Source organism: Pseudoalteromonas sp. CO342X (assembly GCF_004208915.1).
GTDB classification, from domain to species: Bacteria; Pseudomonadota; Gammaproteobacteria; order Enterobacterales; family Alteromonadaceae; genus Pseudoalteromonas; species Pseudoalteromonas maricaloris.
This window is the reverse complement of the sequence record NZ_SGPH01000022.1, coordinates 19322-33022: the sequence shown is the minus strand read 5'-3', so window position 1 is coordinate 33022 and position 13701 is coordinate 19322. Positions and strand designations below refer to the sequence as shown.

Below are 13701 nucleotides of genomic sequence, written 5' to 3'. Positions count from 1 at the left end.
AAGCCCAAACAAAATATAAGTAGGAAGTGATGACGCCAGTTTTAATCATCGACGACAACCCTGACGTGCGAATGTCAGCCACCATAGTGCTACAAAGTCATGGTTTTATGAGTCTTGAAGCCGCACACCCAGATGAAGCCAAAGCTATGTTATTAGAGCAGTCCGTTGCGCTTATTTTGCTTGATATGAACTTCAATAGAGATACAACCTCAGGAAAAGAAGGGCTGCAATTTCTTAGTTGGTTGAGACAAGCGCAAATAAGTGTGCCTGTGGTTGTTATTACCGCGTGGGCCAAAGTTGAACTTGCGGTCCAAGCAATGCAGTTGGGCGCATGTGACCTCATTGAAAAACCTTGGCAAAATCTGCGGCTGCTGAACACCGTTAGACGCTACACTAAAAGTGCTGAAGCACTATCGTCATCACATGAATCACACGCAGACAATAACGCAACCTCTCAGTTATTTCAGCAAGCTCAGCGCGTTGCAAAAACCAATGCCAACGTGCTTATTCTGGGAGAAAATGGCTGCGGAAAAAGTCAGTTGGCTAAATATATTCATGAGAAGAGCGGTCGCTCTGAGCACGCTTTTGTGAGCGTGAATATGGCCGCTATTCCAACGGAATTATTTGAAAGTGAGTTATTTGGCCATTGCAAAGGCGCATTCACCGATGCAAAAGCAAACCGCACTGGACGGTTTGAAATGGCTGAAAATGGCACTTTGTTTTTAGATGAAATCGGCAGTTTGCCGTTGTCACTTCAGGGCAAGCTATTACGCGTGCTCGAAACGGGTGAATATGAAGTCGTGGGAGATTCTGAAACGCGCCGCAGTAATGCGCGGATTGTTTCTGCCACTAATACGGATTTGTCAGAAGCGATTAACGCCGGGCAGTTTCGTCAGGACTTACTCTATCGCTTAAATACGGTGGTGCTAAGGGTACCGCCACTGAGAGCGAGATTAGTAGAGCTGCCAAGCTTAGCAGCCCATTTTTTAGCTAAACACACTAGGCGCCATGGTAATGATACCGGGCGGGAGCGCACGCTAACTGCAGAGGCGCTAGACAAATTATTGAGTTACAGCTGGCCTGGTAATATTCGTGAGCTATCTCATGTCATTGAACGAGCAGTGATCTTAGGACTTCAGCCTGAGATAACTGCGGATGATATTGAGCTTGAGGAAGGTGTACCAGAGCAAGAGATCCCACTTTTGAGCCTTGAAGAAGCCGAAAAACGCATGATTGCAAGAGCGATCCGCCATTTTGATGGCAATGTAGTGGCCGCTGGAGAGTTTTTGGGCTTGAGTAAATCTGCAATTTATCGACGCCTAGAAAAGCATGATATTAGCCCAAAGGCAGAGCTTGATGGCTAAGCTGACATCACTTGAGCACAAGTTACTGGTGGGCTTTGCGATACCTATAATTACACTTGCTATGCTCGCGCTTGGGATGATCTACTATTTTAAGCTTACGCTGTTAAGTGCAATCACTTTGTTGCTCGGTGTGATGCTCCCCTCTGTATTCGCACTGAGTTACGGCTATCGGGCAGTAATGCAGGTGCTTGAAAATTTGGCTGTCCAATTGGACGGTGTGACCAATGAAGAGTTTGGTGTATGGCAGTTAGCGCAATACCGCAAGGGTCGGGTTGAATTGCTCAAGGCCGAGCTCAAAGAAGCTGCCAAGCGATTACAGCAAAAGCGTCAAGAATATGGTCAGAATGAAGCTTTTGTATTTAATTTTATTAGCGAACTCACCCTGCCAATAGTGGTAATTGATGCGCATCATCATGTGTATTTTGCCAATCATGCCATGAATACCGTGTATCCAGAGCAGGTGGTACACGGTGCACATGTGAAAGCAATGGGGCTTCAGTATGTGGATGAACAATGGCAGCATACGCAGCACATCTCTCGATTTAGCATTGCAGCTCATAAACTATATCGGGGGCAGCGGGTCTATCAATTACTGGTGTTTTTCTCAGTAGAGCAAGCACTGCGAGATAATGAAAAGCAGGTATGGCAAAAGCTACTATCGGTGCTCAATCATGAAGTGCGAAACGCCTTAACTCCGGTCTACTCAATGGCGCAATCTCTACAACAAGATGGCAATATCATTTCACCTGAGATGCAGCAAACTATGCTCGGGGTAATAGAAAACCGTGCCGCACATTTACAGCAATTTGTTGCAAACTACGCACAAGTAGCGCAGCTCCCACCCGTTGATATGCACAGCATTGAGGTAGAGTTGCTGGTATCGCGCTGGCAAGCTTTATTTCCCGGTGTTGAGATAAAGGCGCTTAATAAAGGCTTGGTTTATTGTGATGAAGCTCAGCTAACGCAGGCTATGATCAACCTTGTCAATAATGCTGAGCAAGCAAATCAATCTGCGGGGAATGATGGCATAACGCTAACCCTAGATAAACCAAAAAATTGGCGCTTTACCCTAAAAGATAACGGCGCTGGTATCGCCAATCCAGATAACCTTTTTGTACCATTTTATTCCACTAAACCAAATGGCTCGGGTATCGGCTTGGTGTTGAGCAGGGAGCTTATTCGTAATCAGCAAGGGGAGTTGCATTTAGCGAATTTACCGGACAATAAAGGGGCTCAAGCTGTGGTTACTTTGCTTTCGCGTTAATAATAAGTGGTGATAACTTGGTCGTTATCACCACTTGGCAGGTCTAATCGTTGAGTGTTTTTTTAATGAGCAAACCTGCCATAGAAATATCGGTAGAATGTGTCATGGGCGCATTCTCAAGTCCCACAGCGCTTAACACGCCATTTTGAATGGTTAAATCTTGGAAACTGGCGGAACGTGCTGTGCTAGTGGTTTCAACAGCAATATCGGCTAGGTTTTCAAGGTTGATTTTTCCAATAAACGCCTTGCTATGTTCGACCCAGCTATTTGTGTCCACTTGTACACCACCAGTATGGCCGTACACAAATAATGTACCGTTGCTGATCTTTACTCCACGTAGCACATCTTCTTTATCTAAGTCATACCAATAACGCTCAGCAGCCCTTTCACCATGGGAAATTTTTACTAAGCCAATATCCCATTCGCTTGAATATCTTGTTTTACCCGTTTTGCTGCGGCGTGCCGATACACCAACAAATACACTGTCTTGATGTACTTGAACATCCTCAACTAACGATGAGTCAGTATCACTGATAAATTGTTCATTGAGTTGTTCGCCGTCTACATTAAAGGTTTTTACAATCATGTGCATCGCACTTTGCTCTGTGTTATCGGGTATCGCATGGTTGGTTGAGAACTTATGATTGTAGGCAGGAATTGCATCAGTACTAATATTTTGCACTGTGTATAAAAATCCGTTCTCAGAGAGCGCCATTTCAATTGCTTCAGACGCACGCGAACTGTTAGCCCAGTAACGAATATCGATCAGCTTTTGCCACTTAAGTTGGAGGTTTACGTCGTATTTCGCAATCTTTTGACCTCCGTTGTTATAACTGACGTACAAGTTGTTGTCATGGCAGGAGAATTTTACATTGTTAAAGCGCCACCATGTAATGCTAGTTTGCGTATATGGAATCTCGCTCAATGGATTGTCTGTCGGAATAATAGTGAATGGCTTTTTAAGCCAAGCACTCTTATCAGCTGGGATATCATATTTAACGTCCATTGATAACGCCTTCATTTCAGCACTTTGTAGCAAAGTACCAGAGCCATCGTAGCGTTCAAGTTGTACACTGAACTGATCAGTATCTTCACGTTTAAATCGGCCTATGACGTATTCTCCTGAGTCAAAAACACAGGCATCAACAAATCCTTCTTGCGTTTGTTCATATTGATAAGTTTGGCCATCTAGGTTCGTGATCGCATAAAAACCTTCTTTATTACCTAGCTCTTCAACACTTGATGTTTCTCCGAGCACTAATAGTTTGTCGTCTTTTAAGTTGAAGACGCGCTCCAAAGTCGTGGTGTAACCCAAGTCGCTCGAGTAAACATGATTGTTTTGGTCCAGTGCTGTGATATTGAGTTTGTTTTCTGTGGGAGAGGGGGGTGGTGTGACCGTTTTGGGTGGCGGTGCCTGGTCTTGTGAGTCAGTTGAAGAGCCACCGCAACCAGTTAGTAGGGTAATAGTTGCAACTGCAATAGTTAATCCTAAACGCATAGTAAAATCCTTTCAAAAGTGAATCAAAGAAGTAGAGGTTACAAAATATACTAACTTAGGAACAAAATAGAGTTGTAAAAGAATGTTATCTTAGCGGGATTTTTTGTTATGCCAGTTTTTGTGCGTCAATTTCATCAACTTCGCAATATTTGAATATTTATCTTTGTTTGGAATTTGTAACCTCTCCAGATAAGTAGTTTTACCTTGCCATGTTATGGCAACTGAGGATTAGTTTACATGAAAGATAAAAATCAATTAGGACTCGTGCAGCTCGCTGAGATGCCCATATTAGCGCTGTTTATTCGAACCTGTATTCCCATTTGTATCGGTTTACTCGTTGTGGGTTTATATGCCTTGGTCGACGGCTGGTTTATTAGTCGCTATGTGTCAGAGATGGCATTTGGCGCGGTGGCTATGGTTTACCCGCTGCAGGTGTTAATGATAGCGCTAACCGCTATGATATCTGCAGGCATGGCGGCCACTATGACAAGGTTAATCGGAGCAAAGCAAGTAGATAAAGCCGCGGAGGTTATCGGCCATGGACTGATAATTGGCGGTATAGTTAGCGTGGTATTCTTGGTACTTGGTTGGCTTTATCCACTTGAGCTCTTATCACTTTTGCAAGTGGAAGCGGTTTTTGTAAAGGATGCGCTTAGCTACATACAGCCGTTATATCTTTGTGCCATTACTGGAGTTTTATTACCTATTGTGGCTGATATGTTCCGTGGTCAGGGTAAACCGCAGTTGATGATGCTGTTGTTATTAGTCTCAGCTGTGCTCAATATACTACTTGATTATCTATTTATCGCGCAATTTGGCTTGGGGGTTGCAGGTGCGGCATATGCGACAATCGCAGCGCAATTGGGGGCATTGATTATTGCGCTTCAGCTCAAAAGAAAGCGTACTGACTTGCTTGCGGTTAAGGTGTGTTGGAAACCTTGTGCTTGGCTACCGATCCTCGCAATCGGGATGCCTATCTTGATCACGCAATTTTGCCTTGGCGTGCAAACTGCGGTGGTTAACTGGCAGCTGTTGTCTTTTGCAAACGAAAATTGGGTAGTCGCCCACGGCATGCTGGGACGTATTATTAATTTCGCAATTCTACCCGCGATTGCAATGTTGATCGCATTTCAAACTATTGTCGGCTATAACTTAGCGGCAGGACATAGTGGGCGAGTAAGAGCGTGTACGCGTGTTGCTTTTTTAGGTATGACAGGATTTGCGCTGTTATTGACGCTAGGGTTGATGGGATTGCCGAGGCTATGGCTGAGCCTGTTTACCGAAGCGAGTGAATTTCTCGAAATAGGAGAGCGTGTTTTTCGCTCAGCACTTTGGGGGATGCCGCTGTTTGGTGTGGTAATTTTAGCGTCTGGATTTTATCAAGCGAAAGGTGATGCCAAACGCGCTTGTTTTTACAGTGCCTTGAAGGTGATGTTTATTCTAGTTCCATTAATCGTTATTGCGCCACACTATTTTGGCTTAAATGGTGTATTTATGGCACTTGTGGGAGCTGATTTTATAGCGGCAGGGTTAACACTTATACTGTGTTGGCGACACTATCAACAAGCTAAGAGCCAATCGGGAGAGATACAGCTTGCATCAATCAACTGAGCAAAAGTTAAGCGCTGAAGAGGTATATTTAGGGCGGTTACAGCCTGTCATTGAATGGGTGCATAGCAATCCAAGTTCGCCGCTTTCGTTACAGCAAGCGGCGAGCCTGAGCCATTTTTCTAAGTTTCATTTCCAGCGCATTTTTGCAGCTGTGATTGGTGAGTCTTTGAGCCAGTACACTAATCGCGTGAGGTTGGAGCGCGCGGCCAATATGCTGTTGCTAGCCGAAGCGTACAGTGTGACAGATATTGCGCTACAGTTTGGTTTTTCTGGTAGCGCAAACTTTTCGCGAGCGTTTAAAGAGCACTTTGGTGTGACTCCCTCAAGTGTGCGAAAAACAGAACAACTACGTAAGCTGGTGGCAAACAATAACTTTGAGCCGGCCCTTAACACGACACAACTTACCCGGATACACGCATTAAGAGCTGAGCGACACTGTGTTATTCAGCCGGTTAAACTACACTCTATTTCACAGCTACCCTTATGTACATTACGCGCGTCACAAGGCTACCAATTGCAAGGAATTAGCGCCTGTTGGCAGCAGCTTGCAGCGTGGGCTAGTGCACATGGACTGGATTATAGCCAAGTACAAAAGTTTGGTTTTGGTCATGATAATCCCGTTTTTACGCCACTAGATAAAGCGCGTTACGATGGCGCAATTGTGATTAACGATGAATTAAAATCTGCGGTGACTCGGCCATATCAACTCAATGTGCTCAGTGCCGGAATATACGCAATTTTTGACTACCGTGGAGCAATTAAAGACTTGTTGAGTTTCCAATTAGATATTTTTGCAAAGTGGCTGCCACAAAGCGGGTACGAGCCAGAAGATGCGCCCTTAATAGAACATTATCCTGAAGTAATTTCACAAGAAAATGGAGGCTCGCCAAGTGAAAAGGTGATTGCGCTGGAAATTTGGTTAAAGGTCAAGCCGCTAAAATTCAAATAAAATTAAATTGTTAAAATACTTTATTGGTGTTTTTTTTAAACTTCACAATTCGCCCACAAACTTTAAGCATGATCAACCGTACACCAAGCGGGAGATTAGAAAAGTGGTTGAACTAGAGTTAATTCGAGTTGATAAATACAGCGAGCAGACTTTTACACATTTGCTAAAAGCGAGCCATTATCAAAAGCAAGTGGGCTCGTTTGAACTGTGTAGCGCAACCAATATCGCTTATCTTTTTTATGCAGATGGTAAGCTGGTTGGCTTTACCGTAATTGGTATTTCAAACCGCCGAGAGTTTGAAGTCTACGCGCTTTATATTACCCCTTCCGAGCGCAGAAAGCGTTACGCCACTGAGTTTATGGCACACATTTGGTCGGTATACAAAGGTCGTTGGAAAGTACGTATGCAAGATAAGATTGAAAGTTCGTGCGGGTTCTGGCGCAAAACCTTGGCTGACATGACCAATCAATCGCTTGGACGAGAAAGCGAGTTTGAACACGCTTTTGCTGTTTAGTACCATTCCTGTTTTTCTAGCCAAAATGCACGGCCAAAACCGCCTACATATCGAACCCTAGCCACTTCAATTCGCCACAGGTGAAAATCACCGAGCATGGCATATTGCTGAGCTTTTTCGTGCTTTATTACGAATTGTGCAATCAGGCTTTCGCTATCCGCTCTTGGCAGTTTGTGTGCATGCCCAAGAATAGTAACTCGCGCATTTTCAACATCTTCAACCGCGCCATCACCAAGCACCATAAACGAAAGTGCCGGGTGCTTGGCTAAATTCTTGGTGTGCTGGGCGATATCACTAATAAAGAAGTAAAAGTGATTATCTTCAAGAAAAACATATTGAGCGATAGAAGAAAACGGAAAACCCTTTTGATTGTTAGAGAAGGTAGATAAAAATGCGCTCTTATGGCTTTGGCATAAGGCCTTTGCTTCGTTGATTGCGGTTTCTCTCATCTTGTTATGCGCTTAAGTAATACAACTCCTAACTGCTATGATCGCTAAAACTAAAAATAAAATCAAAAACTAAGTAAGCAAATCTGCAAATTTGAAGCTACCTTTTTAAAAGGTATGTTGGTAATTTTTAGAGTATTTACTTGGTTTTTTATCTCGTTTGTAACATAGTTTGTTTACTCAAAATAGAGCAATGACATTATGCTAAGTAAACTAACAATAAAACAAAAAATTACTTTAGGCTTTAGTGCATTAGGCGTGCTGCTGTTACTTGCGTGCGTGCTTGCCTATTTAGCATTGGCGCAAATAAAGTCCGCTAATCAAAATATGGGGCAAGTTACTTTACCTATTCAGCGCAGTGCTGACGCCTTGCAACTTGAGCAGCTTAAGCTCAGCAAATTGATTTCCCAAGCTTATACCCTCGAAAGCGAGCAAGATATCAATCGGGCTCGACAGCAATTTACCTCACAGCAGCAACTGTATGTTGAGCGCCAGCAGCACTTAACGTCATTGACGCAAGCCATGCCTGAATTTGTCACACCATTAAAGCAAACTCTGGCGCTGGGTGAGCAGCTCAGTCGTGCCGCAGAACAAATGTTGCAGGCTAAGGCAGACGTTGTACAGGCGCAGCAACGGATCCAATCTCAATATCAAGCACTTAAACAGGATAAAGAACAGGCCAGCAATGCCATGCTGGATCTTGAGTTAATCGAGACAGACAAAACACGGCAGTTGGAAGAAATGGTCGGGACCGGTGTTCGTATCGACGACATGTTGTTTACCCTGGAAAACAACAGTCAGCGGATCAGCGGGTTAACGCTAGAGCAAGTTGATCAGCATCAGCAAGACATGCTGTTTTTGTTAGATAATATTGAAAACAACTTAACGTTTTTGAAGCGCCAAGCCTATGGTATGGATGCAGATGATTTGTTAAATCAGTTTAGTGAGGGTATGACTAAGCTCAGAGCAAAGCTGGGTGAGCCAGGTCATCTTTATGTTGCGGTACAAGAGAAACTGCGTCAGCAGCAGCAAGCTGCAATGTTATATAAGCAGTCAGAGCAACATGCATTTGCCATTTTAACCGAGCTTGAGAAAATGCAGCAAAGCGCCAATGCGGCGTTTAATCGTTCTCAAAATAATGCTGAAACCCTTATCGAGCGGGCGCAAAATACCGCCATCTTATTGGTGATTGTCTTTATTGCTTTAGGTGCGTTTATCTCGGTTTCAACCAGCCGGGCAATGCTTGGGCCGTTGGCTGCGGTGAATAAAATGCTTAAATATCTTGCTGCTGGAGACTTTTCGAAGCAAATGAGTAAGCGCAGTGATGATGAATTTGGTCAGTTAATTGATAATATCAATCAGGTTAAAGACAATCTCCGTGCTTTGCTAGAGTCAATCAATAGTCAGGTTCATGAGTTAGAAGGGCTATCGGAGTCATCATTAAGCGAAAGTAAACAAATAGCCAATAATGCGACTGAGCAAATGCGCCGCATGGATAATGCCAATCGCTTAGCACAAAGTATTTCAGCCAGTGCTTTGGCGGTTTCCGAACGCTCGTCAGATAGCCTCGCGAGCATCCATACCGCTAACCAGCATAAAACCGAGGTCAGTAAATACACACAAGACAATAAAGAACATATTCTATCGCTCAGCACGCGCATGAGTGAAGCGGTAGAGAGCATGACCAAGTTGACCACACATAGCGAGAATATCGGCAGTATCTTGGATACCATTGTTTCTATCGCTGAGCAAACCAATCTGTTGGCGCTAAACGCAGCAATTGAGGCGGCTCGAGCTGGTGAGCAGGGAAGAGGGTTTGCTGTAGTCGCCGATGAGGTTAGAACGCTTGCGTCTAGGACGCAGGAGTCAACCAATGAAATTAACCAAATGATCGCAGCACTGAGACAGGATACACATACCGCCTCTGAGGCCATTAATTCCGGCCAACGTGATGTTGCTTCATGTGTTAAACAAAGTGAGGCGCTTGCCAGTGCTATGGATGAAATTGCCAACGCTATTTTACAGGTTACGCAGTTGAGTGAAGAAGTCAGCCAAGCCGCTGATCACCAAGCGACGGATTGTCAGCAAATTGAGCAGGTGATGCTAGATGCACAAAGTACCGCAAACGACAACGCTCAGGCGATGCAAAGCTTGGCGAAAGGGAGCGAGTCACTCAGTAGCTTCTCGCATCGTCTTGCAACACTGGTTGAGCGTTTTAAATTGTAAAAATGTAAATTGGTATTACACACGCTTTGATGGTCTGGAATAAATATAAGACATCACTGCGATTTTTATACTGCCAACTACACAGGCCAACCAAGCCGCTGGTGAGAGCAAAATAAGTAAAGCATAACTTGCAGCAATGCCCACTGTTGCCATGATTTTGGCCTTAAGCGGAATAACCTTATATTGCTTCCATTGCGTTAATGAAGCGCCAAACCTTGGGTGATTTAGCAGCCACAAGGCAAGCTTAGGAGAAGCTTTTGAAAAGCACGCCAAAGCCAGAATAAAAAACACAGTGGTTGGCATGACGGGCAAAACAATACCAATAACACCGAGGGCTACAAATAGGTATCCGCATAGCAGTAGGGCTATTTTTTTATAGTTGGCTAAGGCGGCTTTAAATATCATGAATAAACGTGTGCCTGAAATGCTTGGAAACGGGTGAATGCCTGACGAGCACCTTCAATTAGCGCCTGTTCTTGCTGTTCGCTCAATTCAATTGCGTCTATGATTTGCACAAGCTCTCGCCAAGCGCTGCCGCGACCAGCTCCTGGGCCTGCTAAATATCTAGCTCCATGCTGCGCATCAAAATTGAGCTTGGCCCCAACTTGTTTACCCAACATGGCTGCACCTACCTTTGAGCCCTCAACCACATACAGCCAGCCGAGGGCTTTGGCGACGTCGGTATGATTGGTTACTTCTGGCATTAAATAGGGAGTAGGGATGGTGGTTCCAAGGTCGATAAAGTCTTGTTCAAGCAAACCTAAGCGGCGGCGCGCGGCCAAATCAGGAATAAGCGCCGACAACTCTGGGTGTTCATAAAGAGCGCTCACATCTTTTAAAAAATAAAACTGTAGTCTTAAGAAATCGAGATAGCTTTGTGTATTGGCGAATGGGTCTTGCGCCATAATGGATTTGTCTACATTGTCGTGGGTATCTGCAGTTGCATGTTTTAAGTTTTGCGCTCGAGAAAGTGCAGAGGTAACGGTAGTCATTGATGCTCCAAGGTGATGTAAAAATATAGCGCTGTCTTTAAGCAAAAGTACAGCGCTTAAGTGTTGATTAAAGTTTGAGTTCTAAGCCAATTGAAATGGTCTGGCCAGGTTCAGGCATCGCAACGATCGAGCCGCTTGAAACTTTATACTGATCGGTCAAGTTGGTGATCGCTAGGTTGCCTTTGATGCTATCGCTAAAGATATAATCAAGGTAAAAGTCGAGCTGATAGCCTGCTGGAATATACTCAAGCGCAGTTACTCCAGTCCCTGCCAAAAAGCCGCCTGGGTGATGTTTCTCAGAGTGTTTTTTGTAGGTAAAACCCGTATCAATTGTGTCGTTAAAGAGTGTCATACCAAGCGTTGCGATATAGCTTTTTTCAGGAGGCACACGAAGTGGTGTTAAACTCCCCGCAAAGCCGGTCGTATTACAAGTATCAACACCTGCAGCCTCAGCCATTAAGCGTGAGCACATTTTGACGTCGGTGTACTTTGTGTAAGATAACCTGCTGTAAAATAAGTCGCTTTGGTAATGAAGACCAAATTCCGTGCCAGGCAGTTCAAACTGATCATAGTTGGTAAAAGTGAACTTTTGATCCCATGAAGGTGCATCGGGTTTAGGCAAGAAGCCTGTTGCCAACATACTTTCAATATTGGTGTTGAAGTACTCCGCCGAGATAATTAGCTTATCCCCGTGGCTGAGTAAGTTGCTAAAGTCACTCTCAAAGCCAATATCATACGACTTCGTTTTTTCAGGGGTGATCGGGTACTCACTAGAGTAGGAAAACACCTCATTAGAAACCGTTGTTTCGTACAGGTTTGGCATTCGATATGCGTTGCTATATTTGGCTTTAATGACTGTATTATCAAGTAGTTGATAATTTGCTTGTACAGTCACATCCGCTTTGGCATCAAATGTAAGCTTTTCGCCTGTTTGATAGTCCTCGTTTACCGAGTCATGAAGGTTTACGTTCAGTGCAAGCTCTACCGGGGAAAGATCGACATTGGCATTGGCAAATAATGCTCGCTTTGTTTGTTTACCGTGTCGCGAAGTCGCTTTTAAATTGAAGTCAGCAGGGTACCAGTCTCGATTAAAATTGTCTTTCCAGTCTTTATGAGGGCTTAATTTTTCAACCTGCCAAGATAGGCCATACGTCAAAGTAATTGGTGTACTGGCCAGCGATAATGCAGAGGTGTTGAACGCACTTATCCCATGACGCTTATTGTTATAACGGTGAAAATATTGCCCCGCATTTGCTCCTAGGTTACTGCCAAGCGCATTATATTGCTGTAACCTCGCGCTGGTACGCCAAACGTTAACACTAAGATCGACTAATGAGTTATTACTCGGTAAAAAGCGGTATAACGCACTGGCGCTGTTTACCAAAGCTGAGCCCGGAGCCCACTGCGGCATGGTTTCTACACCTTCTGGAATTTCTTCGGACATCCATTGTTCTTGGCCATTTTCATCGATCACCTTCCAAAACTTGGTGTCACCGGCTCTTTGTTTGTACCAGTAGGTGGCCAGCATTTCTCCCGCTTCTTGCTTATGGTAGCGTGTATTCACCTCTAACGATTGTTCTTCTGTAAACGCATAAGTTAGTTTGGCAAGATATGAGTCGCTTTCAAAGCTTGTATTGACGACTTCGCCATTTTGATTAACCGGAGGTGGGATAAAGTCGACTACTGTGACTTCATCATATTTCCCTTGGTGTTCAGTTGAAGGCACCCAACGCACGTACTCCTTGGTTTCAACAAAGTCGTTAAAGCCATTTTTACCAGCAAAGTAGTTACCAACCTTTTTCTTACTATAAGCCAGTACCGCTTGTAAGTTATCCTGTTGATAAGCGGTTGCTAGCGTAAACCCGCCGCCTGCAAAGTCGAGTGTGTCATTGTGGTTGCTGATTTCATAATAACTTTGCAGGCCAAAGCTCTCTGGTACTTCAGGTGTTTTATTGTTGTTATGCGTATTTACCTTAACTAAAGCGCCAAAACGCTTACCGTCTTGGAGAATATCTTGCGTGCCCAATGTTCGGATATTGACTGTTCCGCCGATTGCACCTGAGCCAAAAGGTGATGCTTTGGCCGATGCGCCTTTTTCGACATTAACCGAGCTTATCAAGTTTGAATCGATATAGGTTCTGTCAGACGAGCCCATATAGCCGCGGTTTGTGTGCGTTGATTGCAAACTACCGTCAATGAAAATCGGCACTCGACCTTCGCCTTGCACGCCGCGAATACCAATATCAAGTGCGCCAGCTTCGTTTCGAATATTGTTTGCCTCTATACCAGAAAACGTTGAGAAAATATCCGAGTTAGATAAACCCTTGGTTCGAGTAATCTGTTCACGATTAAGGTTGAGTTTATCGCCTTTGACAGTGATAACTTCAATATTATCTTGCGGATTTGGTATTTGCTTGTGCTTAGCCTGAGTGTTGTTGGATTGGCCTTTTGCTGGCGTTAACTCGCTAATCGCCGCTTTAATAACGATGTTATTGTCAATAATACTCGCCGTTAGCGGGCTGCCTTTCAATGTACGCTCTAGCGCCTCGGTTAAACTTACCTCTCCTTTAAGTGCTGGGGCTTGCAGGCCATTTAAGAGTTTCGCATCGGCAATTAGATTCATACTCGCAGCCTCAGCTACCTGCGTTAAGGTATGGCTAATAGGTTGCTGCGTAAGATTAAATTGATATATAGCAACTTGACTCTGCGCGGTTGCAGGCAGGCTCAGGCTAAGCCCGAGTGCAAATGCTAAGGGAGTGAGTCTTGTGTTTAAAACAGAGCGAGTTCTCATTGTGATGCATCCAAATAAATTACCTAAGATGAAAACGAATGAGAAT

At 44.3% G+C, this 13701-nt stretch carries 11 protein-coding genes; 6 read left to right on the top strand and 5 right to left on the bottom strand.

Features of this window, described 5'->3' with window-relative positions; all coding sequences use genetic code 11:
* Window positions 1-29: 29 nt before the first annotated feature.
* Window positions 30-1364, top strand: a complete 1335-nt coding sequence (locus EXT47_RS11650; protein WP_130126631.1) for a sigma-54 dependent transcriptional regulator — start codon at window positions 30-32, stop codon at window positions 1362-1364.
* Window positions 1357-2628: a PAS domain-containing sensor histidine kinase gene (locus tag EXT47_RS11645; protein WP_130126630.1), complete on the top strand. Its 1272-nt coding sequence runs from the start codon at window positions 1357-1359 to the stop codon at window positions 2626-2628. The genes EXT47_RS11650 and EXT47_RS11645 overlap by 8 nt, the downstream gene beginning before the upstream one ends.
* A gap of 43 nt (window positions 2629-2671) precedes the next feature.
* Here the strand turns inward: EXT47_RS11645 and EXT47_RS11640 are convergent, their stop codons facing one another.
* Window positions 2672-4126: a hypothetical protein gene (locus EXT47_RS11640; RefSeq protein ID WP_130126629.1), complete on the bottom strand. Its 1455-nt coding sequence runs from the start codon at window positions 4124-4126 to the stop codon at window positions 2672-2674.
* Between the two features lie 237 nt (window positions 4127-4363).
* On the opposite strand from EXT47_RS11640, the gene EXT47_RS11635 reads away from it, so the two are divergent.
* The 3 genes from EXT47_RS11635 to EXT47_RS11625 all read left to right on the top strand — a co-directional run bounded on the left by EXT47_RS11635 (window position 4364) and on the right by EXT47_RS11625 (window position 7200).
* A complete protein-coding gene (locus tag EXT47_RS11635; protein ID WP_069022672.1) occupies window positions 4364-5737 on the top strand; it encodes an MATE family efflux transporter in 1374 nt (457 codons plus the stop codon).
* Complete coding sequence (locus EXT47_RS11630) at window positions 5721-6686, top strand: GyrI-like domain-containing protein (RefSeq protein ID WP_130126628.1); 966 nt, start codon at window positions 5721-5723, stop codon at window positions 6684-6686. Before EXT47_RS11635 ends, EXT47_RS11630 begins: the two co-directional genes overlap by 17 nt.
* A 103-nt stretch (window positions 6687-6789) precedes the next feature.
* Window positions 6790-7200, top strand: coding sequence for a GNAT family N-acetyltransferase (locus EXT47_RS11625; protein ID WP_240701610.1), 411 nt, complete (start codon window positions 6790-6792; stop codon window positions 7198-7200).
* On the opposite strand, the gene EXT47_RS11620 is transcribed toward EXT47_RS11625, so the two are convergent.
* Window positions 7197-7649, bottom strand: a complete 453-nt coding sequence (locus tag EXT47_RS11620) for a HugZ family protein (RefSeq protein ID WP_039491160.1) — start codon at window positions 7647-7649, stop codon at window positions 7197-7199. The two genes, EXT47_RS11625 and EXT47_RS11620, sit on opposite strands and share 4 nt — an antisense overlap.
* A 198-nt stretch (window positions 7650-7847) precedes the next feature.
* On the opposite strand from EXT47_RS11620, the gene EXT47_RS11615 reads away from it, so the two are divergent.
* Window positions 7848-9872 carry a methyl-accepting chemotaxis protein gene (locus EXT47_RS11615; protein ID WP_039491162.1) on the top strand — a complete coding sequence of 675 codons (2025 nt, stop codon included), beginning with the start codon at window positions 7848-7850 and terminating at the stop codon, window positions 9870-9872.
* Between the two features lie 15 nt (window positions 9873-9887).
* Here the strand turns inward: EXT47_RS11615 and EXT47_RS11610 are convergent, their stop codons facing one another.
* The 3 genes from EXT47_RS11610 to EXT47_RS11600 all read right to left on the bottom strand — a co-directional run bounded on the left by EXT47_RS11610 (window position 9888) and on the right by EXT47_RS11600 (window position 13655).
* Window positions 9888-10277 carry a YbaN family protein gene (locus EXT47_RS11610; RefSeq protein WP_039491164.1) on the bottom strand — a complete coding sequence of 130 codons (390 nt, stop codon included), beginning with the start codon at window positions 10275-10277 and terminating at the stop codon, window positions 9888-9890.
* Window positions 10274-10864, bottom strand: coding sequence for a biliverdin-producing heme oxygenase (locus EXT47_RS11605; RefSeq protein WP_039491166.1), 591 nt, complete (start codon window positions 10862-10864; stop codon window positions 10274-10276). The genes EXT47_RS11610 and EXT47_RS11605 overlap by 4 nt, the downstream gene beginning before the upstream one ends.
* 67 nt (window positions 10865-10931) lie before the next feature.
* Window positions 10932-13655: a TonB-dependent receptor gene (locus EXT47_RS11600; RefSeq protein WP_039491168.1), complete on the bottom strand. Its 2724-nt coding sequence runs from the start codon at window positions 13653-13655 to the stop codon at window positions 10932-10934.
* Between the last annotated feature and the right edge of the window lie 46 nt (window positions 13656-13701).